The organism is Pedobacter gandavensis, from assembly GCF_032678465.1.
GTDB lineage: Bacteria > Bacteroidota > Bacteroidia > Sphingobacteriales > Sphingobacteriaceae > Pedobacter > Pedobacter gandavensis_B.
This window is the reverse complement of the sequence record NZ_JAVTSK010000008.1, coordinates 76679-98945: the sequence shown is the minus strand read 5'-3', so window position 1 is coordinate 98945 and position 22267 is coordinate 76679. Positions and strand designations below refer to the sequence as shown.

The following is a 22267-nucleotide window of genomic DNA, read 5'->3' as shown; positions in this document are numbered from 1 at the left end:
AAATGACATTAGTTCAACTTAGGATTTACATTCAATGCAGTAAGTTGCTCCAGAAAGTCATTATTAGGATTAATCTTCAATGATTTAGAAGGCAGCTTCACATTCACATTCTGCATGCTATCATAGACGTCAAATAACAATTGGCAGTTCTGGTGCTCTGTACTCGCTTTATTCTCTTCAAGTATCGCATTGATTTTCAGCATAAAATCATCTGTAATCTTTTCTATAGGTACTTGAATAGTTACGCTTTTCGCCAACTTATCACGCAATTCTGATAATAAATGAATAGAGGTAATTTTGAATTCCCAATCTCCTTCTTTTCTGAAACGCTCTCCTACTCTTCCACGTATTTGTAAGAAATATCCATCGGTCAGGAACTGCTTAAATTTAATGAAGTCATCACCAAACAATGCCAGTTCACAAGTATCTTCATAATCTTCAAATACAATGGTACCGAAAGGTTTTCCGGTTTTGGTCATTCTTTGGGCAGAAATCACCACCAATCCACCTACAACCAATTCTTTATTCTTAATGCCTTCAAAATCAGCCAGCACTTCCTCTGTAGTGTCACCTGTCCTGATTTTATTAACCACAGAAAGATGTCTGACCTTATGCTGGCAGAATTCTTTCAGTTCTAACTTATAGTTATCAAGAGGATGTCCACTTAGGAAAATTCCAATGGCATCCTTTTCGTATTTTAACCGATCAATCAGACTCCATTCCGGAGAAACAGGTAAACTAGGCTCATAAACCATATCAGAAGCTGTTCCACCAAATAAAGACGATTGTGCTGATGATTCATTGTTCTGGAAATCATTCGCAAACTTGATCATTTTCTCTATGCCATTCATTTTATCGTTAATACCGACAAAGAAATACTGCGCTCTATGATAACCAAATCCATCAAAGGCACCGCTATAGACAAAACTTTCATAAGCTTTCTTATTCACCGTACGGGTATTAGAGCGCTTTGCGAAATCATATACACTTTTATACTGACCGCCTTCTGTACGTTCTATAATGATGCTTTCTACAGCCTTCTCACCTACTCCCTTGATTCCTGATAAACCAAAACGCACCTGTCCACTGGTATTCACCGAGAATTTAGTGCCCGACTCATTCACGTCCGGCCCCAAAACAGAAACGCCCATTTGCTTACATTCTTCCATAAAGAAGGCTACTTGCTTGATATCACTCATATTGTTGGACAATACTGCAGCCATATATTCAGCTGGGTAATGCGCCTTCAAATAAGCCGTTTGATAAGCAATCCAGGCATAACAGGTAGAGTGGGATTTGTTAAAGGCATAGGATGCAAATGCTTCCCAATCTTTCCAAATCTTTTCTAATACAGTCGCATCATGACCTTTCTCTGCAGCTTGAGCCACAAATTTAGGTTTCATTTTATCCAGTACATCCTTTTGTTTTTTACCCATTGCCTTACGTAAAACGTCGGCCTCACCTTTGGTAAATCCAGCAAGTTTCTGGGAAAGCAACATCACCTGCTCCTGGTATACTGTAATTCCGTATGTTTCTTTTAGATATTCTTCGCAGGCATCAAGATCGTACTTGATTTCTTCCTCTCCGTTTTTCCTGCGAACAAAGCTTGGAATATATTCCAGAGGTCCAGGACGATACAATGCATTCATGGCAATTAAATCCCCGAAAACGGTTGGTTTTAATTCTTTCATGTACTTCTGCATTCCATTAGACTCGTACTGGAAAATTCCGATGGTTTCTCCACGTTGGAACAATTCATACGTCTTGGCATCGTCGATCGGGAAATTATCAGGATCCAAATCAATCTTATGTCTGAATTTCACCAGTTTTACGGTATCCTTAATCAGGGTTAATGTTTTTAACCCTAAAAAGTCCATTTTCAACAAACCAGCGCTTTCTACAACCGAGTTGTCAAACTGAGTTACATACAGATCGGAATCTTTGGCTGTAGCAACAGGTACAAAGTTTGTAATGTCACTAGGTGTGATGATTACCCCGCAGGCATGAATTCCTGTGTTTCTCAAAGAACCTTCCAGAATCTGGGCCTGCTCCAAGGTCTTTGCACCTAAATCCTCAGCTCCTGCCAATGACTTCAGCTCTACAACTTTCTCGTATTCGTCCGCCCGAAGAGCTCCTCTAAGAGTTTTCTCATCCAGTGTAAATATTTTGGCCAACTTCATGTTGGGAATCAGCTTCGCAATTTTCTCTGCCTCATAAAGTGGCAAATCCAATACCCTTGCCGTATCCTTTACAGAAGATTTAGCAGCCATAGTTCCATAGGTGATGATCTGTGCCACCTGATTGGCTCCATATTTATTAATTACATAATCCATTACCCTTCCACGGCCCTCGTCATCAAAGTCGATGTCGATATCGGGCATGGATACACGATCCGGGTTCAGGAAACGTTCAAATAGTAAATCGTATTTAATCGGGTCAATATTGGTAATCCATAAACAGTATGCCACGGCTGATCCTGCAGCAGAGCCCCTTCCAGGGCCTACAGATACATCCAGTTCCCTTGCTTTGGCAATAAAATCCTGGACAATCAAAAAGTAACCAGGGTACCCTGTTTTCTCAATGGTCTGTAATTCGAAATCTAAGCGTTCAGCAATCTCAGGAGTAATTTCCCCATAACGTTTTTTCGCCCCTACATAAGTAAGGTGACGCAGGTATTTGTTTTCACCCCTTTTACCTCCATCTTCTTCATCCTCTTTAACCAGAAATTCTTCAGAAATATCAAACTTCGGCAAGAGTACTTCACGGGCTAGCTTATAGATTTCAATTTTATCTACAATTTCCTGTATGTTGACAATTGCCTCTGGTAAATCCGCAAAAAGGTTTTTCATTTCTTCAGGAGATTTGAAATAATACTCCTGATTTGGTAAGCCAAAACGATATCCTCTGCCACGCCCAATAGGGGTAGCCTGCTTCTCTCCGTCTTTTACACACAATAAGATATCGTGGGCATTGGCATCTTTTTTATTGATATAATAGGTATTGTTAGTCGCGATAACCTTTACATTGTTTCTCTTAGCCAGGGCGATCAATGAGACATTGACAATATCCTCATCTTCCTGGTTGTGGCGCATGACTTCAATATAGAAGTCTTCACCGAATTGAGATTTCCACCACAGTAATGCTTCCTCGGCTTGTTTTTCACCTAGATTCAACAATTTGCTTGAAATCTCCCCATATAGGTTACCCGATAAGACTATAATATCATCTTTATATTGTTCTATGACTGCCTTATCTATCCTCGGAATATAGTAAAATCCTTTCGTATAAGCGATGGAAGACATTTTTGCCAGATTGTGGTAACCTTGTTTATTCTTTGCCAGTAGTACCACCTGGTAACCATCGTCTTTTCTTTTTTTATCTAAATGGTCGTCACAGACGAAAAATTCACAGCCTACGATAGGTTTTATGATTACTTCATCAGGAGCTTCGCCTTTTTCAATTGCTTCTTTATTTCTGGCTTCGACACCTTTATTGTGGTTTAAGATCTGTGCCACAAAATGAAAAGCACCCATCATATTCGCATGATCGGTCATGGCTACTGCAGGCATTTTATGTGCGGCGGTAGCTTTGATTAAAGAAGGGATATTGATCGTGGACTGAAGTACAGAAAACTGTGTATGATTGTGTAAATGTGCAAAAGCGACATTGGCAAGTTCCTGCTTATTCTCTTCCAGTGTCTGTTTAGATACTTTTGGAGCTTCAGTTTTTGCAAGACGTTTTCTGATTTCCTCAGAAGCAGATTTAAGGTTTACATGATTTAATCCTATTCTTTCTATTGTTCCAGGATTTTTCTCATTAAAAGACGACACATAATTGGCATCTGCCTGTAACTGCTCCAGCGTAAAGACCCCCATCTTTATCAATTGTAAAAAGCAACGCGTGGTTGCCTCCACATCTGCAGTAGCATTGTGAGCCTCAGAAAAAGGAGTGCCAAAAAGGTATTGATGTAATTCTGTTAGTGTTGGTAGTTTAAATTTACCTCCCCTACCTCCTGGGATACGCAGTAATTCTGCGGTCACCTCAGTACAAGTATCCAGAACAGGCATCGTAGCCATCGGACTTTCTAGCCCCAAACGGTGGAACTCACAGCCCATGATGTTCACATCAAAGCCAATGTTTTGTCCGACAACAAATTTAGATTTTGACAGCGCAACATTAAATTTCTCTAATACTTCAGCAAGTGAGACTCCCTGCTCATCGGCCAATTCTGTCGAAATACCATGGATTCTCTCTGCATCATAAGGAATATTGAAACCATCAGGTTTTACCAGATAATCCTGATGTTCAATTAGATTTCCAAACGCATCATGTAATTGCCATGCGATCTGAATACATCTCGGCCAATTATCCGTATCGGTAATAGGCGCGTTCCAATTGCGTGGCAATCCCGTCGTTTCGGTATCAAAAATCAAATACATAGCTAGGTAATTAGAAAATCGTCTTTTTAGAAATCAATATGATTGATCAAAAATACGGAAATTTCAGTTCTCCCAATAATTGAATTGGGGAATTTTACATAGATTCGATGACTGGAATAGGGCCGGAAGACTTGTGTTCCTGAGAAACCAGCTTACTGGTATCGTAACCCTTTTTCTGACAGCGGTCTATAATTTCTGCCAGCAACGTTTCGGGAAGGTTCGGTTTTCTAGCCATAATGAAAAGGTATTTAAATTTCGGATGGCCAACTACCACATAAGAGTAATCCTCAGCAAGTTCTATGACCCAGTAATCCACTTTTACCGGCCAGATAAATTCTGCTTTAAAACGCGCATTTCTGCTCCCCCTTACCACAAAAAGCTTAGATCTGAAGTACTTTTGCTTCTCTTCACCCTGAACTTTATAACCAGTAAAAACAGCATAATAACCATCCGGATGGATCACGTAGGTTTCCACGATTTGGCGCCAGTGTTTATCCATGAAAGTGGGAATTGAATATAGAGAGTACCACTTCCCTGCATACGACATGATATCAACTTTTTCTACAGGTACATTATCCATAATAGGGTTCATTAGTTTGCGACTATTAAGCAAATGTAAATTCTTTATCATAAAACCAGCAAGGTTGAAGAAAGTTTTAAAAAGCGTTTTTTAAACTGGCCTAAATTTATAACTTCGGCAGGAAGGCTACCGCTTTGGCAGGTTTGCTTTAATAAATAATTAAATTGTAAATTACTTTATCAATGCGCTTTTAAAAACAATAGATTTAACCCCTGTAAGCAGGTCACAAGCCGCTTATACTTAAAATAAAATTAGATTCATTATGAAAATAACGGTTGTAGGTGCCGGCGCTGTAGGCGCCACTTGTGCAGATAATATTGCCAGAAAAGAATTAGCAGAAGAGCTTGTTTTATTAGACATCAAAGAAGGTTTTGCGGAAGGCAAAGCAATTGATATGATGCAAACTGCCACTCTATTGGGCTTTGATACAAAAATAAAAGGGGTTACGAATGATTATAGTCAGACTGCGGGATCTACAGTAGCAGTCATCACCTCAGGTTTGCCTCGTAAACCAGGAATGACGCGTGAAGAATTGATCGGAATCAATGCAGGCATCGTGAAAAACGTTGCAGAAAACATCCTTAAATACTCTCCGGATGCAATCATTATCGTGATCAGCAATCCGATGGATACAATGACTTATCTGGCCTTAAAATCATTAGGATTACCTAAAAACAGAATTATTGGAATGGGCGGAACTTTAGATAGCGCCCGCTTTAAATATTATTTAAGTGTTGCATTAAACTGTAACTCTAATGACTTACAAGGCTTTGTAATCGGAGGCCATGGTGACACCACCATGATTCCATTAACACGCTACGCAACTTATCAAAGTTTACCGGTAACTGAATTGCTGGATAAAGCGGTTTTAGATAAAGTTGCCGCAGACACTATGGTTGGTGGTGCTACTTTAACCGGTCTACTGGGAACTTCTGCATGGTATGCCCCAGGAGCAGCAGGAGCTGCATTGGTAGAGAGTATTGTTCGTGATGAAAAGAAGTTGTTTACCTGCTGTGTGGCACTTGATGGCGAATATGGTCAAAAAGACATCTGTTTAGGTGTACCTGTAATTATTGGCCGCAATGGTTGGGAAAAAATAATTGATTATAAATTGAATGAAGAGGAACAAACTTCCTTTAATAAAAGTGCTGATGCTGTTCGTGCGATGAATGGTGTTTTGCATGACATGAAACTAGTATAAAATTAATGAGAACGATTCCTGTTCCCTTAACCTTAATAAATTTACAAGATGACGGTTTCCACCTTTTGGTGGAAATTGTTGTTTTTGGAGAAAAACACTTCGTAGTCCTGGACACAGGAGCTTCACGCTCTGTATTTGACATCACATTAATCAAAAATAACATTTCAGAACTGGGCTTTAGTGAGGAGACCCAGGCCACTACACTTTTTGCTACTTCCAGTACCATCCAGGCGACTATCCCTAAGATCAAAATGGGCAGATTAACCATGTATGATTATGAAACAGTAGCATTAGACCTTGAAACTGTAAATCAGGCATATGATCAAATGGGACATCCAATGATAGCAGGCATTATTGGGAGTGATATTCTCTTAAAATATCAGGCAGTCATCAACTACAAAAAACTTAAGCTATTCTTATATAGTCACTGACAAAAATCTTATTGGAATTAGCCGAATTAAGATTTCGGATAAAAATAAAAAGGAGGTACCGTTTGGGCACCTCCTTTTTATTTTTATAGTTATTTTGAACTCCTAATTACGCGTCAATCTTGGCGTATTTAGCATTTCTCTCAATGAATTCTCTTCTTGGACCAACTTCATCTCCCATTAACATCGAGAAAGTATGATCACATTCTGCAGCATTTTCAATGGTTGCCTGAAGTAAAGTACGGGTTGCCGGATTTAAGGTCGTATCCCACAATTGCTCCGCATTCATCTCTCCAAGACCTTTATAGCGCTGAATATGTACACTTTCTTCTTTACCTGCTCCTTTTAAGCGTTGTACAGCCTGATCACGTTGTTGGTCGTTCCAGCAATATTCATGCTCCTTGCCTTTCTTAACCTGATACAATGGTGGCGCAGCAATGTAAACATAACCAGCCTCAATCAGTGACTTCATATATCTGAAAAAGAAAGTCAGAATCAATGTCGTAATGTGTGATCCGTCGATGTCCGCATCCGTCATGATCACCACCTTATGGTAACGAAGTTTGGTTAAGTTCAGCGCTTTATCATCTTCTGGAGTACCAATACTTACACCTAATGCAGTGAACATATTCTTAATCTCGTCGTTTTCGTAGATTTTATGCTCCATTGCTTTTTCCACGTTCAGAATTTTACCTTTCAGCGGAAGAATAGCCTGGAAATTACGATCTCTACCTTGTTTGGCAGTTCCACCTGCGGAATCTCCCTCGACCAGGTAAATCTCACATTTTTCCGGATCACTATCAGAACAATCGGCTAGCTTACCAGGTAAACCTGAACCACCCATTACGCTCTTACGTTGTACCATCTCACGTGCTTTACGCGCAGCTGCGCGCGCTGTAGCTGCAAGAATTACTTTATTAACGATCAGTTTTGCTTCTCTTGGATTTTCTTCCAGGTAATTGTTCAGTGCTTCACCTACGGCGATATCAACTGCTCCCATTACCTCAGAGTTACCCAATTTTGTTTTCGTCTGACCTTCAAACTGAGGCTCCTGCACTTTCACAGAAACAACAGCAGTTAATCCTTCTCTAAAATCATCACCGGTAATCTCAAATTTTACATTTTTCAGCAATCCAGACTTATCTGCATAAGCTTTTAATGTTCTGGTTAAACCTCTTCTGAAACCAGCGATATGAGTACCACCTTCATGTGTATTGATGTTGTTCACATAAGAGTGTACATTCTCCGCATAACTATCATTGTATTGTAAAGCAAGCTCTACCGGAATGCCATTTTTGATCCCCTCTACATAAATCGGCTCTGCAATTAATGAAGGGCGACCACCATCTAAAAATTGAACAAATTCTTTCAAACCACCTTCAGAATGAAAAAGTTCTGAGATTGGATTTCCGGCCTCATCCAGCTCACGCTCGTCAGTGAGGGTCAGTTTAATTCCTTTATTCAGGAATGAAAGCTCTCTTAATCTGCTGGCTAAAGTATCATAACGATATTCTAAAGTCTGGGTAAAGATTTCAGGATCCGGAGAAAACGTAATTACCGTTCCTCTTTTATCCGTTTCACCAACAACTTTAACATCATATTGTGGCTTACCCTTTTCATATTCCTGTTCCCAGATTTTTCCTTCGCGGTGAACCTCTGCTTTTAAATGTGTAGATAATGCGTTCACGCAACTTACCCCAACACCATGCAGACCACCAGAAACTTTATAAGTATCCTTATCAAATTTACCCCCGGCATGCAATACCGTCATTACAATTTCAAGAGCTGATTTCTGCTCTTTTTGCATAATTCCAGTAGGAATACCACGACCGTTATCTTCAACTCTGATCGAGTTGTCTTTTAGAATATTTACATATATCGTGTCAGCATGACCTGCCAACGCCTCATCAATAGAGTTATCTACTACCTCGTAAACTAAATGGTGTAATCCTTTTACTCCGGTGTCTCCTATATACATCGAAGGGCGCTTACGCACCGCTTCTAAACCTTCTAAAACCTGTATATTATCTGCCGAATAATTTGACTTTGGATCCTTTTCTTCGCTCATAATTTTTAAAAAAACAATTAGACTCAAAAATAACCATTTTAGCCCAATTAACCGCAAATGTGGATAACTATTTGACTGAAAAAGCATTAAAAATGAGCTAAAAACCGTAGTTTTTTAGGATACTAAATTTGAAATTTTATATTTGTTGAAATTTATCATTCCTAAAGAAAGAAAATGTCCAAAAAAAGCGGTTTTAAAATAGCTTAGAGGATGATGGGAGTCAAAAAATTAAAACAAAAAATCAATTATAATCATTAGATGAAAAGATCAACATTAAAACTTGGCAGCATTGCTACTGCAGTTGCATTAGTTTCCGTAATGGCTTCTTGCCAGAACAAAGAAAACACAGGTACCACTGCTCCAAAAACTGAGTCAGCTACAGTAACAAGCGCAGAGAAAATCGTCTATGTAAATTCTGATTCCCTGTTAACAAAATATCAGTATTTCAAAGACTTAAAAACTAAACTTGATGCAAAGTCGAAAACTGCACAAACCGATCTTGCTTCTAAACAACAAGCTTTCCAACGTGAAGTAGCTCAATACCAACAACAACAAAACACCCTGCCTGCTGATCAAAGAGCTGCTACTGAAGAAAGATTAGCACGTAAACAACAAGAGTTACAAGCTTATTCTCAAAATGCAGGTGCTGCACTTCAAAATGAACAAGCAACTGAAAATGAAAAATTATATGATAAAGTTGCAGAATACCTAAAAACTTATGCAAAAGGTAAAGGTTTCAAAATGGTATTAACTTACTCAAAAGGTAACAGCGCTATCTTATTTGCTGATGAATCTTTAGATGTAACCAGTGAAGTAATTGTAGGATTGAACGCAGCTTATTCGAAAGATAAAAAATAGTCATCAATTGATGAATTTAAATGCCCCGATGATTCGGGGCATTTTTTTTGCACTAATTTTCCGGCCAGCATTCGACATTAAAGACATCACAATAAAACAGGTAGGAGAATCCTCAAATTTCCATCCTGCAACTGGTTTAAGACAAAATATTTGATATGGAAAATACCACACAAAAAGAACATGAGAAATTTATGAGAATCGCCATCAATCTCTCTGAGAGAAATGTAACTAATCAACTTGGTGGGCCATTTGGTGCTGTAGTCGTAAAAGAAGGTAAGATAATTGCAAAAAGCGGTAATAAAGTGACACGAACCAATGACCCTACAGCTCATGCAGAAGTATCAGCAATCAGAATTGCCTGCAAAAAACTAAATACATTCGACCTAAGCGGTTGCGTGATTTACACCAGTTGTGAGCCCTGCCCCATGTGCCTTAGCGCAGTTTATTGGTCAAGAATAAACGCAATTTATTATGCCAATACGAAAGTAGATGCTGCAAACATTGGCTTTGACGACCAGTTCATCTATGAAGAACTGAAAAAACCAATGAACAAACGTAGTTTGCCTTTAAAACAATTACTGCGAGATGAGGCCATCCAGACATTTAAACTTTGGGAGCAGTCTGCAATGAAAATAAACTATTAAACAAAGGAGAAAGTCAACCCAGGCTTCTACGAGATGTGCATTCCCTTTTACTTTACCTTTATCATAAAATAATGTGTAAAATCCTTCTGTATTCAGCTCCTTAGTAGCTTTGGCTGAAAAAATCAGGCAAACCAGATCTGTGCTATCTGCAGGTAAAAAGCTTCCTTTAAAATATTTTCCTTCTTTTTTAAGTATAACATTTTCAGGTTGCCTTTTGAAGTTTATAAAAGACTGAGCATGACACAGTATTTCTTACTCCTTTGCGAAATGAACTCCCATTGAATCATTTGTAAAGCTAAGAGGTACGACATCTTTCGGAGCTTTAGAACTAAACACCATCTTCTGAGTTCACGTAATAGCAGAGCTAAACAACAGAACCGAAAAATTAACCTTCTTTGATACGAACATTATGTAGGAGTTTAGTGATACCAAAAATAACTAACCGTATAGTTCTCAAATAGTATAGGCAAATACCTAACCTTTAATCTTTAAGGAAAAACTATTGTAATTTGCATTCGTGAATTACGAAGAAAAAATAACCATAGAATTGGAATTCTGGAAAAGAAAAATGAGGCTTAAACCCTCATTTCTCAATAAGTTAACCAATAACATTCAAAAGAAAATCAACAGCTATATCCCTGAAAAAATCCATACGGCCATTACCGTGACGATCAGAAGTATGATCAAAGGCGTGCTTTATGGTTCTACCTATACGACTTCAGATATACCTGCAATGGAGATGAGTTTGATTCAAAGAGAATCGCTCGTAAAATCAAAAATTGACAGTTATTGCAAAACCGGAGCTGCAGAAGGTGGAATTACCGGTGCAGGCGGTTTCTTGATGAGTATGGCTGATTTTCCAATACTCATTGGGATAAAAATGAAACTCCTATTTGAAATCTCTGCCTTATATGGTTTTGATGTAAAAGACTATAGAGAGCGTTTGTATTTACTCTATATTTTTCAACTTGCTTTCTCCAGTCAGCAGGGCCGCACTAAAATATTCATGCACATGGAAGACTGGGAAAACAAACTCCACCTAATCCCAGAAAATGTAGACAGTTTCGACTGGAAGACATTTCAACAGGAATATCGTGATTACATTGACCTTGCCAAACTAGCCCAACTACTACCTGTAGTAGGAGCTGCAGTAGGTGCAGTAGCCAATTATCAATTAATTAAACAGCTTGGTAATACAGCAATTCAAGCCTATAGAATGAGACTTTTAAAATAATTTCTTACTGTTTTTCTTCTTCAAAAAGTCCACCAGTCAGATCATCAATCTCTCTTCGGTCTTTCTTTGTTGGTCTGCCTGCGCCACGATCTCTGATCAACACTGGAGCGTGAAACATCGATTTATACCCCTGAGTCTCTTCTAAAGGAGTAATATCTTTATACTTGGTCACCGCAATCTTGGATTCGACCCTATTGTATAAAAGCTCTACCACTTCAATCACTTTCTTCTCTATTCCTTTGGATACCTGATACACATCGCCAGGTTTGACGATTGCAGAAGCTTTAAGATTATTGCCATTGAATTTTACCCGACCAGCCTTGCAAGCCTCTGTCGCCAAACTCCTGGTCTTAAATAATCTTATTGCCCATAAGTACTTATCTATCCGTAATTTTTCTTGCTCTGCCATAAAAAATCAAAAATACATTATAGAAAACAATGGTCTATACATAAAATTGATTTATTTTGTCAAAAAATAACTTAAAACATGATAGCACAATTAAAAAAGTTAGTAGAAGCCGCTTGGGAAGACAGAACTTTATTAGGATATAGTGAATATTGCGAGGCAATAGAAACGGTAATTATGCAACTTGATAAAGGTGAATTACGCGTTGCTGAACCAGTACTCAACTCGTGGGCTGTAAATGAATGGATCAAAAAGGCAGTAATCCTTTATTTTCCAATCAGAGAAATGAAAGAAATTGAAGTTGGTCCTTTCGTATTTCATGATAAAATGAAATTGAAAACCAATTATAAAGAATTAGGTGTAAGAGTTGTTCCTCATGGTATTGCTCGTTATGGCGCATATTTAGCCAAAGGTGTGATCATGATGCCATCATATGTAAATATTGGTGCTTATGTTGACGAAGGCACAATGGTGGATACATGGGCAACTGTAGGTTCATGTGCGCAGATTGGTAAACATGTTCACTTAAGTGGTGGTGTTGGTATTGGTGGTGTATTAGAACCAATTCAGGCGGCTCCGGTAATCATTGAAGACAATTGTTTCCTTGGTTCAAGAGCAATCGTTGTGGAAGGTGTTCGTGTAGAAAGAGAAGCTGTACTAGGTGCAAACGTAGTATTAACTGCTTCTACTAAGATCATTGATGTAACCGGAGATACTCCTGTAGAATATAAAGGTATCGTTCCTGCACGTTCTGTAGTTATTCCTGGTAGCTATGCAAAAAAATTCCCTGCTGGTGAATTCCAGGTTCCTTGTGCATTGATCATTGGTCAGCGTAAAGAATCTACAGATAAAAAGACTTCTCTAAATGATGCATTGAGAGATAATAATGTAGCAGTATAATATAATGAAGATTGGTTTTGACGGAAAGAGGGCGGCGAATAACTTAACAGGACTGGGAAATTACAGTAGGTCTTTAATTGAGTACCTAGCAGAATTTTTTCCTCAAAACCAATATTTTGTTTATACACCCAAAGTAAAGGAACATGCTCAAATCTTTCGGTTTTTAAAACTAAAAGGGATAAAAATTGAGCTTCCAGACCGCCCAGGTTGGTTATGGAGGACTTTGGGAATAAAAAAACAATTACTTAAAGATCAAATAGATCTGTTTCATGGCTTAAGTCATGAAATCCCTATGGGGATACAGCATTCCGGAATACCATCTGTAGTTACTATACACGACCTTATTTTCCTTAGGTTTCCTAAATATTATGGTAGGATTGATCGTTTTATATATGAGTTAAAATTCCGCTATGCCTGCAAACACGCAGATAAAATAGTGGCTATTAGTGAATGTACAAAAAGAGACCTGATTCATTTTTTCAAAACGGATCCTGATAAAATAGAAGTCGTTTATCAAAGCTGCGATGACAGTTTCAAATCTACTACAGATCAAAAGAAAAGAGAAAGTGTTAGGGCAAAGCATCATTTACCAGAGAAATTCATTCTGAATGTAGGAACTATTGAAACTCGGAAAAATCTGATGATGCTCATCAGAGCATTACCAGAAATTGATCAGGAATATCAGTTGGTTGTGGTAGGAAAAAAAACTGCTTATACGAAGTTGGTTAATAAAGAAATTGACCTTCTTGGCTTGAGATCCAGAGTCAAATTCCTGCAAAATGTACCTTTCGATGACCTACCATCCATTTATCAAATGGCTAGCGCCTTTGTTTACCCTTCATTATATGAGGGATTTGGTATTCCTATTATAGAAGCACTCTATTCCGGCATTCCCGTAATTGCAGCTACAGGCTCTTGTCTAGAAGAAGCAGGAGGCGAAAATAGTCTGTATGTTTCTCCATTCGACCATAAAACACTCGCTATTTCCATCAATAAGGTATTGAGCAATCCTGGCCTGGCTACAAAAATGAAAGCAAAAGGGCTGGAATATGTGAAAAAATTTGACACCCGTGGCCTTACAGAGGAAATGATTAAAATTTACACCCAGGTACTTTCCAACCACCAGAAATAACAGGTTATGCTTAGAACAGAAATTGAAAAGACCCTTCAGGTATTAAAAGACGGAGGGGTAATTCTATATCCCACAGATACCGTTTGGGGATTAGGATGTGATGCGACAAATGAAGCCGCAGTTGCCAAAATAAATGAGATAAAAGTCCGCAGTGCGGATAAAAGTTTTATCGTCCTGTTGGATAACGATTCAAAACTCCAAAGTTACGTAACAGAGATTCCTGATGTAGCTTATGATTTAATAGAATATGCAGAAAATCCGCTCACGATTATCTTCTCCGGCGCAAAAAATCTTGCTAAAAATGTAATCAATGAAGATGGAAGTGTAGGCATCAGAATTGTAAAGCATGATTTCTGTCAGCAGCTCATTCAACGTTTCCGTAAACCCATTACTTCTACATCTGCCAATAAATCAGGCGAACCCTCTCCCCTCATCTTTGATGAAATTTCAGATGAAATTAAAGCCGCAGTAGATTACGTAGTAGATTGGGAACAAGAGCTACAGACTCCGAAGAAACCTTCTACCATAATGAAATTAGCTCCCGGAGGTCAATTTTCCTTTATAAGAAAGTAAGTTTTATTACTTTTGTAACTCATTAATGGAAAAACATTTACAAAATCCAATATTTAAAGTCCTTGCCGATATTGCTCAAACACATCAGATTGAAGCATACGTTATAGGCGGGTATGTGCGCGATATTTTCTTAAAAAGACCTTCCAAAGACATCGATATTGTAGTACTAGGTAATGGGATTGATTTTGCCGAATTAGCTGGTAAACAACTCAAAACCAAGGTAGCAGTATTTAAAAATTTCGGGACTGCCATGTTAAAAACCCGAGATCTGGAAATAGAATTCGTGGGTGCTAGAAAAGAGTCTTACCGTGCAAATTCCCGTAAACCTATTGTAGAAAACGGTACCATCAAAGACGACCAGTTGCGAAGAGATTTCACAATCAATGCGCTGGCCATTTCCCTGAATAAAGACAATTATGCACAGCTTGTTGATCCCTTTAATGGAATTCAGGATCTGGAGCAAAAAATCATCAGAACTCCACTTGATCCTGAGCTGACTTTTTCTGATGATCCATTGAGGATGATGAGGGCCATTCGTTTTGCTACTCAATTAGAGTTCAGTATCGACGAGACTGCGATAAACGCTATAAAAAAGCAAAAAGAAAGAATCAGCATTGTTTCAAAAGAACGCATCACTGATGAACTCAATAAGATCATTCTTTCAAAAACACCTTCTATAGGCTTCAAATACCTGTTCGATACTGGTCTCTTACACCTGATATTTCCACAAATGGCTAATCTTTATGGAGTAGAGATCATCAATGGAAAAGGACATAAAGATAACTTTTATCATACCTTACAGGTACTAGATAATATTTGTGAAGCTACCGATGATCTTTGGTTGCGTTGGGCAGCGATTCTGCATGACATAGCTAAACCCGCAACCAAACGTTTTGAAGAGGGACACGGCTGGACTTTCCATGGCCATGAAGATAAAGGTGCGAGAATGGTACCACAAATTTTTAATCAATTGAAACTTCCGCTAAATGAGAAGATGAAATTGGTGCAAAAATTGGTACAACTGCACCTCCGACCAATTGTATTGGCACAGGAGGTGGTTACAGATTCGGCAGTCAGAAGATTACTATTTGACGCTGGTGAAGATATAGAGAGCCTAATGATGCTCTGCAATGCAGATGTCACCACAAAAAATGAGTACAAAGTAAAAAAGTACCGGAATAACTTTGAGCTGGTGAAACAAAAGCTCAAAGATGTGGAAGAACGTGACAAAGTCAGAAACTGGCAACCTCCAATTACTGGTACCCATATCATGGAAGTATTCGGTTTAACTGCAGGTAAAGAAGTTGGTTTGATTAAAAATGCCATTCGGGAAGCAATTCTGGAAGGCGAAATCAAAAATGACTACGAGGAAGCTTTACAGTTCATGCTGGAAAAAGCTAAAGAATTTGGTCTGCAGCCAGTAAAGCACTAATACACAAAGTACAATAATATTTCATAATTTTATAGCTAGAAAAAAAGCTCAGATGGCAATTTATAGATTTAGAATAAGTTTCGAGGATTTCGATGAGGTAGTTAGGGAAATCGATATCAAACCAAACCAGACATTTGAAGATTTACATCGTGCGATACATCGCTCAACAGGATATTCTGCTGAAAAATCCTCTTCTTTTTATGTAAGTACTGATCATTGGATCAAAGGGGACGAAATTGCTTACCTTCCAAACCAACGTAAGGTAGACCGTGGAGTAACTTTAATGGAAAAGGCTAAACTGAGCAGTTTCATTGAAGATCCACACCAAAAATTCTATTACATCTACAACTTCGATCGCCCATTCGACTTTCATGTTGAATTAATTAAAATCATCCTTGAAACTGACCCGAACCTGGAGTATCCTGTGTTGGTTAAAAGTCAGGGAGAAGCGCCTAAAATCATCGATAAAGATAATTTTAATGCAGTTGCGGTATCATCTAATGAGACTTCATCTGAATTTGATTTCCTGAATGAACTTGACTTTGTCCCAGAGGATACAGAAGAGCTTGCTGCTATGGATGGTAGAGGCATCAATAGGGAAGAAAAAACGATTGATGACGATGCTGATGAGGATTCGACAGATTCGGATGAATATGGTAACGATGAGGACAGCTATGAAGATGATGAATACGGTGGTAAAGACGACGATTACTAAATTCAGAAATGTTGGATAAAACCTTAATTGTAATTGTCGGTCCTACCGGAATAGGAAAGACTACATTGGCTATTGAATTGGCCAAACACTTTTCTACAGAGATCATTTCAGCTGATTCTCGTCAATTCTTTAAGGAGATGGAAATCGGGACTGCAAAACCTTCCCAGGAAGAGTTAAATGCAGCTCCTCATCATTTCATCAATTCTCATTCCATAGAAACTCTTTTTAGCACCGGAGACTTTGAAATACAAGCCTTAGAGCTGATACAGGATCTTTTTAAAAAACAGGATCTGCTAATCATGGTTGGCGGATCCGGTTTATACATTGATGCTCTTTGTAATGGTCTCGATGATCTTCCTGATACAGATCTTAAGATCCGGGAGCAATTAAAACAGCAATTGGAGGAAGAAGGTATTGAGGCGATCAAGCAACAGTTAAAAAATCATGATCCAGAGTATTATGAAAAAGTAGATCAGGCCAATCCACAAAGGATGGTCAGGGGCCTGGAGTTCTTCCTGTCTACCGGAGAAAAGCTCTCCTCCTATCAAACCAACAGTAAAAAACAAAGACCTTTCAATATCGTCAAAATAGGACTCAATATGGACCGCACAGCGCTCTATCAGCGCATTAATGATAGAGTTGATCAGATGATGGAAGCGGGCTTGCTGGAGGAGGTGAAAGGCTTACAGGAGTATAGAAAATATAATGCCTTAAATACGGTTGGCTATACTGAATTATTCGACTATCTGGATGGGAATTCTACACTAGATAACGCGGTAGATAAAATCAAGCAAAATACACGTCGTTTTGCTAAACGACAGCTTACATGGTTTAGAAGGGATGACAACACTGCCTGGTTTGAACCCAATGAAAGCAAAGCCGTCATCCTTCACATCAATAATATATTAAAACGCTAAGCCTGAGCTGTTGGTCCACCAAAATTCATTGGAAATCCTGGAGGCTCCTCCTGAGTTTTAATTTTGCCATAAGCGGCCTCATATTTCTCTAAATTATCTTGCATTGCTACCATCAGTCTTTTAGCGTGTTCTGGTGTCAGGATAATTCTTGACTTTACTCTTGCCTTAGGCACTCCCGGCATCACTCTGATAAAGTCCAGAACAAACTCCGTATTAGAATGCGTAATGATGGCTAGATTTGAAAAAATCCCTTCTGCAACTTCTTCAGAAAGTTCAATGTTTAATTGGTTCTCGTTTTGTTGTTCTTCCATAGCACAAAACTATTACTTTAATCCATACTGAGGTAGTGGATGACCAATTATTTTCCAAAGCTCAGGACATAAAAAAAGTCCCCCGACTTTTTACAGAAGAGGGACTTTTCAAAAGATATTTAAATATTATGCTTCTACTTCTTCTTGTTTCGAAGCCAATAATTTGTCGTATTCTTCTTGAGAACCTACAATAATACGCTCGTATCCACGTACACCAGTACCTGAAGGGATTAAGTGTCCAACAATAACGTTTTCTTTTAATCCAAGCATGTTATCACGTTTACCAGCAATTGCTGCTTCGTTCAACACTTTTGTAGTCTCCTGGAAGGATGCTGCAGAGATGAACGATTTTGTTCCTAATGAAGCACGTGTGATCCCTTGTAACATTGAACTCGCAGTCGCAGGTCTTGCATCACGAACTTCAATTTGTTTCAGATCTTTACGTTTTAATTGAGAATTTTCATCTCTTAATTTACGTAGAGAAAGAATCTGTCCTGGTTTCACTGTGTTTGAATCACCAGCATCCACAACAACTTTCTTGTCATAGATCTCGTCATTCTCAATCATGAAGTCCCAACGATCTGCAAGATTATTCTCTAAGAAAGTGGTATCTCCCGGATCTTCAATGTGAACTTTTTGCATCATCTGGTGTACAATCACCTCAAAGTGTTTATCATTAATTTTCACACCTTGTAAACGGTAAACCTCCTGGATACCATTCACTAAGTATTCTTGTACAGCAGCAGGGCCTTTAATTGCTAAGATATCCGCTGGAGAGATAGAACCATCAGACAAAGGCATACCTGCTTTCACAAAGTCATTATCCTGAACCAGGATGTGTTTAGACAATGGAACAAGGTATTTTTTAACTTCTCCGTCTTTAGATTCGATCGTCATTTCGCGGTTACCACGTTTAACGCCACCTAAGGTTACCACACCATCAATCTCTGTTACTACAGCAGGGTTTGAAGGGTTACGTGCTTCGAAAAGCTCAGTTACACGTGGTAAACCACCCGTGATATCTCTTGTTTTACCAGTTGCACGAGGAATCTTAACAAGGATCTGACCAGTTTTAACTGAATCACCTTCATCGATAGCGATGTGGGCTCCAACAGGGATGTTATATCCTCTGATCAATTCACCTTTTTTATCCACAACCCGTACAGATGGGTTTTTAGTTTTATCACGTGTATCGATAATCACTTTCTCGCGGTGACCAGTTTGCTCATCTGATTCCTCGCGGTAGGTAACACCTTCCACGATAGCTTCAAATTCGATTTTACCAGCGAACTCAGAGATAATTACCGCATTATATGGATCCCATGAACAAATCTTATCACCTTTAGTGATTTTTGTACCATCCTCAACATACAAGAATGAACCGTAAGGAATGTTATTGGTCATGATCACTTTGTTTGTACCAGGTTCAACAATTTTGAACTCACCTGAACGACCTAAAACAATCTGTTTTACACCTTCTTCAGTATCATTCTCTACTGTACGAACATTTTCAAACTCGATGATACCATCAAATTTAGCATTGATTTGAGATTCTGCAGCGATGTTCGATGCAGTACCCCCAACGTGGAACGTACGAAGTGTTAACTGTGTACCCGGCTCACCGATTGACTGTGCAGCAATTACACCGACAGCTTCACCTTTTTGAACACGTTTACCAGTTGCTAAGTTACGACCGTAACAAAGCGCACAAACTCCGCGTTTATTTTCGCAGGTTAATACCGAACGAATTTCAACACCTTCTAATGGTGATTCTTCAATTGCTTTCGCAATATCTTCATCAATATCCATTCCGGCTCCAACTAACAATTCACCATTCAATGGATTAAATACATCATGTAGAGAAATACGACCTAATAATCTGTCATATAATGGCTCAACAATGTCTTCATTATCTTTCAATGCAGTAGTGTACATACCTCTTAAAGTACCACAATCTTCTGCATTAACGATCATATCCTGTGCTACATCATGTAAACGACGTGTCAAGTAACCCGCATCCGCCGTTTTTAACGCCGTATCCGCAAGACCTTTACGCGCACCGTGAGTAGAGATAAAGTATTCTAATACCGATAAACCTTCCTTAAAGTTAGATAAAATCGGATTTTCAATAATCTCACCACCTGAACCTGATTTCTGAGGCTTAGCCATCAAACCACGCATACCGCATAGCTGACGAATCTGCTCTTTCGAACCACGGGCCCCAGAGTCCAACATCATATAAACTGAGTTGAAACCTTGGTTATCGCTCGATAACTGCGTCATCACGAATGATGTTAAACGGTTATTGATACGAGTCCAGATATCGATAATTTGGTTGTAACGCTCGTTGTTGGTAATGAATCCCATGTTATAGTTATTCCTTACTTCTTCAACCTCAGCAGAAGCTTGCTCCAATAAAGCTTGTTTCTCCACAGGAATGTTTACATCTTGTAAATTAAATGATAAACCTCCTCTGAATGCCATCTGGAAACCTAATTCTTTGATATCATCTAAGAACCTTGCTGCGCGAGACATACCGGTAACTTTCACGACATGACCAATGATATCTCTAAGAGATTTCTTAGTCAATAGTTCGTTGATATAACCTACTTCTGCCGGAACCATTTGATTAAATAGTACACGACCTACGGTAGTATCCAACAATTTATTAACGATCGTTCCATCTTCTAATTTCACATTTACCTTAACTTTGATAAATGCATGAAGATCAATTCTCTTCTCATTGTAAGCAATGATTACTTCTTCAGGAGAATAGAATGAAAAATCTTGTCCCTTCACTACACGTTTCTCATCTGTTCTACGGCCTTTAGTAATGTAATAAAGACCCAAAACCATATCCTGTGAAGGTACAGTAATCGGCGTTCCGTTTGCAGGGTTTAGAATGTTGTGTGCAGCAAGCATTAATACTTGTGCTTCCAAGATTGCGGCGTGTCCTAATGGCAAGTGTACTGCCATCTGGTCACCGTCAAAATCCGCGTTAAATGCGGTACATACTAATGGGTGTAATTGGATCGCTTTACCTTCCACCAATTTAGGTTGGAAAGACTGGATACCCAATCTGTGTAGAGTTGGTGCACGATTCAGTAATACCGGGTGACCTTTTAAAACATTCTCCAGAATATCCCATACTAATGGGTCTTTTCTGTCTACAATTTTCTTTGCAGATTTAACTGTTTTAACGATACCTCTTTCTATCATCTTGCGAATGATAAACGGTTTGAATAGCTCAGCAGCCATATCTTTCGGTAAACCACATTCATGTAATTTAAGGTTTGGACCTACAACAATTACCGAACGAGCAGAATAATCCACACGTTTACCTAATAAATTCTGACGGAAACGACCTTGTTTACCTTTCAGGATATCTGAAAGAGATTTTAAAGCACGGTTACCTTCAGTTTTAACTGCATTTACTTTACGTGAGTTATCAAATAACGAATCAACCGCTTCCTGCAACATACGTTTTTCGTTACGTAAAATTACTTCTGGCGCTTTGATCTCGATTAAACGTTTCAAACGATTGTTACGGATAATCACACGACGATATAGATCATTTAGATCTGAAGTCGCGAAACGACCACCTTCAAGAGGTACTAATGGACGCAATTCCGGTGGAATAACTGGAACAATCTTGATGATCATCCACTCTGGGTTATTCTCAATACGGGTTCTTGCACCACGGAAAGCTTCCACTACCTGTAAACGTTTCAAAGCTTCGTTTTTACGTTGCTGAGAAGTTTCGTTTGCAGCCTGGTGACGTAGGTTATATGATAAAGTATCTAAATCAATACGTTTCAATAAATCCTCTAATGCTTCAGCACCCATTTTGGCGATGAATTTATTAGGATCTTTATCGTCTAAATATTGGTTTTCTTTTGGCAACTTATCAAGAATATCAAGATATTCCTCTTCAGTTAAGAAATCCATGTACTGAATACCTTCTTCTGCCATGAAACCAGGTTGAATTACTACATAACGTTCGTAGTAAATGATCAAATCTAATCTCTTTGTTGGCAATCCCAATAAGTATCCAATTTTATTTGGTAATGAGCGGAAATACCAGATATGCGCAACAGGAACCACCAAGTTGATGTGTCCCATACGCTCTCTACGTACTTTCTTTTCCGTTACCTCCACACCACAACGGTCACACACAATACCCTTATAACGGATACGTTTATATTTACCGCAATGACATTCGTAATCTTTTACCGGACCAAAAATACGCTCGCAAAACAAACCATCACGCTCAGGTTTGTAAGTACGGTAATTGATCGTCTCAGGTTTTAACACCTCCCCACTAGAGCGCTCTAAAATAGCCTCCGGCGATGCCAAACTAATGGTGATCGAGGTGAAATTGCTTTTTAATTTATTATCCTTTTTGTAAGACATAGCTCTTTTGTTTGAA

General features: G+C 38.7%; 17 protein-coding genes. 11 read left to right on the top strand and 6 right to left on the bottom strand.

The genetic code is table 11. The features are described 5' to 3' along the window. Positions 1–8: 8 nt before the first annotated feature. Together dnaE and R2Q94_RS15545 are read right to left on the bottom strand one after the other, a co-directional pair. On the bottom strand, positions 9–4439 hold the full coding sequence (gene dnaE / locus R2Q94_RS15550) for a DNA polymerase III subunit alpha (RefSeq protein WP_316822382.1): 4431 nt from the start codon (positions 4437–4439) through the stop codon (positions 9–11). Between the two features lie 94 nt (positions 4440–4533). Next, positions 4534–5031, bottom strand: a complete 498-nt coding sequence (locus R2Q94_RS15545) for a lipocalin family protein (RefSeq protein ID WP_316822381.1) — start codon at positions 5029–5031, stop codon at positions 4534–4536. A 250-nt stretch (positions 5032–5281) separates the two neighbouring features. On the opposite strand from R2Q94_RS15545, the gene mdh reads away from it, so the two are divergent. Both mdh and R2Q94_RS15535 read left to right on the top strand, forming a co-directional pair. Beyond that, positions 5282–6220 carry a malate dehydrogenase gene (gene mdh / locus R2Q94_RS15540; RefSeq protein WP_316822380.1) on the top strand — a complete coding sequence of 313 codons (939 nt, stop codon included), beginning with the start codon at positions 5282–5284 and terminating at the stop codon, positions 6218–6220. 5 nt (positions 6221–6225) lie between these two features. Next, entirely contained in the window at positions 6226–6651 is a 426-nt protein-coding gene (locus R2Q94_RS15535) for an aspartyl protease family protein (RefSeq protein WP_316822379.1), read from the top strand. Positions 6652–6757: 106 nt separating this feature from the next. On the opposite strand, the gene gyrB is transcribed toward R2Q94_RS15535, so the two are convergent. After that, positions 6758–8716: a DNA topoisomerase (ATP-hydrolyzing) subunit B gene (gyrB, locus tag R2Q94_RS15530; protein ID WP_316822378.1), complete on the bottom strand. Its 1959-nt coding sequence runs from the start codon at positions 8714–8716 to the stop codon at positions 6758–6760. 258 nt (positions 8717–8974) lie between these two features. Here gyrB and R2Q94_RS15525 point away from each other — a divergent pair, with 258 nt between their 5' ends. The 3 genes from R2Q94_RS15525 (at position 8975) to R2Q94_RS15515 (ending at position 11452) form a co-directional block, all read left to right on the top strand. Further along, complete coding sequence (locus R2Q94_RS15525) at positions 8975–9574, top strand: OmpH family outer membrane protein (RefSeq protein ID WP_316822377.1); 600 nt, start codon at positions 8975–8977, stop codon at positions 9572–9574. 155 nt (positions 9575–9729) lie between these two features. After that, positions 9730–10218: a nucleoside deaminase gene (locus R2Q94_RS15520; RefSeq protein ID WP_316822376.1), complete on the top strand. Its 489-nt coding sequence runs from the start codon at positions 9730–9732 to the stop codon at positions 10216–10218. Positions 10219–10735: 517 nt separating this feature from the next. Beyond that, positions 10736–11452: an EcsC family protein gene (locus tag R2Q94_RS15515; RefSeq protein ID WP_316822375.1), complete on the top strand. Its 717-nt coding sequence runs from the start codon at positions 10736–10738 to the stop codon at positions 11450–11452. A 4-nt stretch (positions 11453–11456) separates the two neighbouring features. Here the strand turns inward: R2Q94_RS15515 and R2Q94_RS15510 are convergent, their stop codons facing one another. Further along, on the bottom strand, positions 11457–11861 hold the full coding sequence (locus R2Q94_RS15510; protein WP_316822374.1) for an RNA-binding S4 domain-containing protein: 405 nt from the start codon (positions 11859–11861) through the stop codon (positions 11457–11459). A 78-nt stretch (positions 11862–11939) separates the two neighbouring features. Here R2Q94_RS15510 and R2Q94_RS15505 point away from each other — a divergent pair, with 78 nt between their 5' ends. The 6 genes from R2Q94_RS15505 to miaA are packed head-to-tail and all read left to right on the top strand — an operon-like array spanning position 11940 to position 17527. Continuing rightward, positions 11940–12758, top strand: a complete 819-nt coding sequence (locus R2Q94_RS15505) for a 2,3,4,5-tetrahydropyridine-2,6-dicarboxylate N-succinyltransferase (protein ID WP_316822373.1) — start codon at positions 11940–11942, stop codon at positions 12756–12758. Between the two features lie 4 nt (positions 12759–12762). Then, complete coding sequence (locus R2Q94_RS15500; RefSeq protein WP_316822372.1) at positions 12763–13890, top strand: glycosyltransferase family 1 protein; 1128 nt, start codon at positions 12763–12765, stop codon at positions 13888–13890. 6 nt (positions 13891–13896) lie between these two features. After that, positions 13897–14463: an L-threonylcarbamoyladenylate synthase gene (locus tag R2Q94_RS15495; RefSeq protein ID WP_316822371.1), complete on the top strand. Its 567-nt coding sequence runs from the start codon at positions 13897–13899 to the stop codon at positions 14461–14463. A gap of 25 nt (positions 14464–14488) precedes the next feature. Further along, a complete protein-coding gene (locus R2Q94_RS15490; protein ID WP_316822370.1) occupies positions 14489–15895 on the top strand; it encodes a CCA tRNA nucleotidyltransferase in 1407 nt (468 codons plus the stop codon). 52 nt (positions 15896–15947) lie between these two features. Next, positions 15948–16610: an IS1096 element passenger TnpR family protein gene (locus R2Q94_RS15485; RefSeq protein ID WP_316822369.1), complete on the top strand. Its 663-nt coding sequence runs from the start codon at positions 15948–15950 to the stop codon at positions 16608–16610. 8 nt (positions 16611–16618) lie between these two features. Further along, on the top strand, positions 16619–17527 hold the full coding sequence (gene miaA, locus R2Q94_RS15480) for a tRNA (adenosine(37)-N6)-dimethylallyltransferase MiaA (protein WP_316822368.1): 909 nt from the start codon (positions 16619–16621) through the stop codon (positions 17525–17527). Here miaA and R2Q94_RS15475 read toward each other — a convergent pair. Continuing rightward, the gene (locus tag R2Q94_RS15475) at positions 17524–17838 is read right to left on the bottom strand and encodes a DUF3467 domain-containing protein (RefSeq protein ID WP_316822367.1); all 315 of its coding nucleotides are present in this window, start codon (positions 17836–17838) and stop codon (positions 17524–17526) included. The genes miaA and R2Q94_RS15475 overlap by 4 nt on opposite strands. Positions 17839–17964: 126 nt before the next feature. Continuing rightward, a complete protein-coding gene (rpoC, locus tag R2Q94_RS15470) occupies positions 17965–22251 on the bottom strand; it encodes a DNA-directed RNA polymerase subunit beta' (RefSeq protein ID WP_316822366.1) in 4287 nt (1428 codons plus the stop codon). Positions 22252–22267 lie beyond the last annotated feature (16 nt).

What these genes read in the sequence shown, in the direction of transcription:
- dnaE (WP_316822382.1), bottom strand. Translation starts at nt 4,439, where the DNA reads ATGTATTTGATTTTTGATACCGAAACGACGGGATTGCCACGCAATTGG.
- R2Q94_RS15520 (WP_316822376.1), top strand. Translation starts at nt 9,730, where the DNA reads ATGGAAAATACCACACAAAAAGAACATGAGAAATTTATGAGAATCGCC.
- rpoC (WP_316822366.1), bottom strand. Translation starts at nt 22,251, where the DNA reads ATGTCTTACAAAAAGGATAATAAATTAAAAAGCAATTTCACCTCGATC.
- R2Q94_RS15510 (WP_316822374.1), bottom strand. Translation starts at nt 11,861, where the DNA reads ATGGCAGAGCAAGAAAAATTACGGATAGATAAGTACTTATGGGCAATA.
- miaA (WP_316822368.1), top strand. Translation starts at nt 16,619, where the DNA reads ATGTTGGATAAAACCTTAATTGTAATTGTCGGTCCTACCGGAATAGGA.
- gyrB (WP_316822378.1), bottom strand. Translation starts at nt 8,716, where the DNA reads ATGAGCGAAGAAAAGGATCCAAAGTCAAATTATTCGGCAGATAATATA.
- R2Q94_RS15490 (WP_316822370.1), top strand. Translation starts at nt 14,489, where the DNA reads ATGGAAAAACATTTACAAAATCCAATATTTAAAGTCCTTGCCGATATT.
- mdh (WP_316822380.1), top strand. Translation starts at nt 5,282, where the DNA reads ATGAAAATAACGGTTGTAGGTGCCGGCGCTGTAGGCGCCACTTGTGCA.
- R2Q94_RS15535 (WP_316822379.1), top strand. Translation starts at nt 6,226, where the DNA reads ATGAGAACGATTCCTGTTCCCTTAACCTTAATAAATTTACAAGATGAC.
- R2Q94_RS15475 (WP_316822367.1), bottom strand. Translation starts at nt 17,838, where the DNA reads ATGGAAGAACAACAAAACGAGAACCAATTAAACATTGAACTTTCTGAA.
- R2Q94_RS15525 (WP_316822377.1), top strand. Translation starts at nt 8,975, where the DNA reads ATGAAAAGATCAACATTAAAACTTGGCAGCATTGCTACTGCAGTTGCA.
- R2Q94_RS15545 (WP_316822381.1), bottom strand. Translation starts at nt 5,031, where the DNA reads ATGAACCCTATTATGGATAATGTACCTGTAGAAAAAGTTGATATCATG.
- R2Q94_RS15505 (WP_316822373.1), top strand. Translation starts at nt 11,940, where the DNA reads ATGATAGCACAATTAAAAAAGTTAGTAGAAGCCGCTTGGGAAGACAGA.
- R2Q94_RS15500 (WP_316822372.1), top strand. Translation starts at nt 12,763, where the DNA reads ATGAAGATTGGTTTTGACGGAAAGAGGGCGGCGAATAACTTAACAGGA.
- R2Q94_RS15495 (WP_316822371.1), top strand. Translation starts at nt 13,897, where the DNA reads ATGCTTAGAACAGAAATTGAAAAGACCCTTCAGGTATTAAAAGACGGA.
- R2Q94_RS15485 (WP_316822369.1), top strand. Translation starts at nt 15,948, where the DNA reads ATGGCAATTTATAGATTTAGAATAAGTTTCGAGGATTTCGATGAGGTA.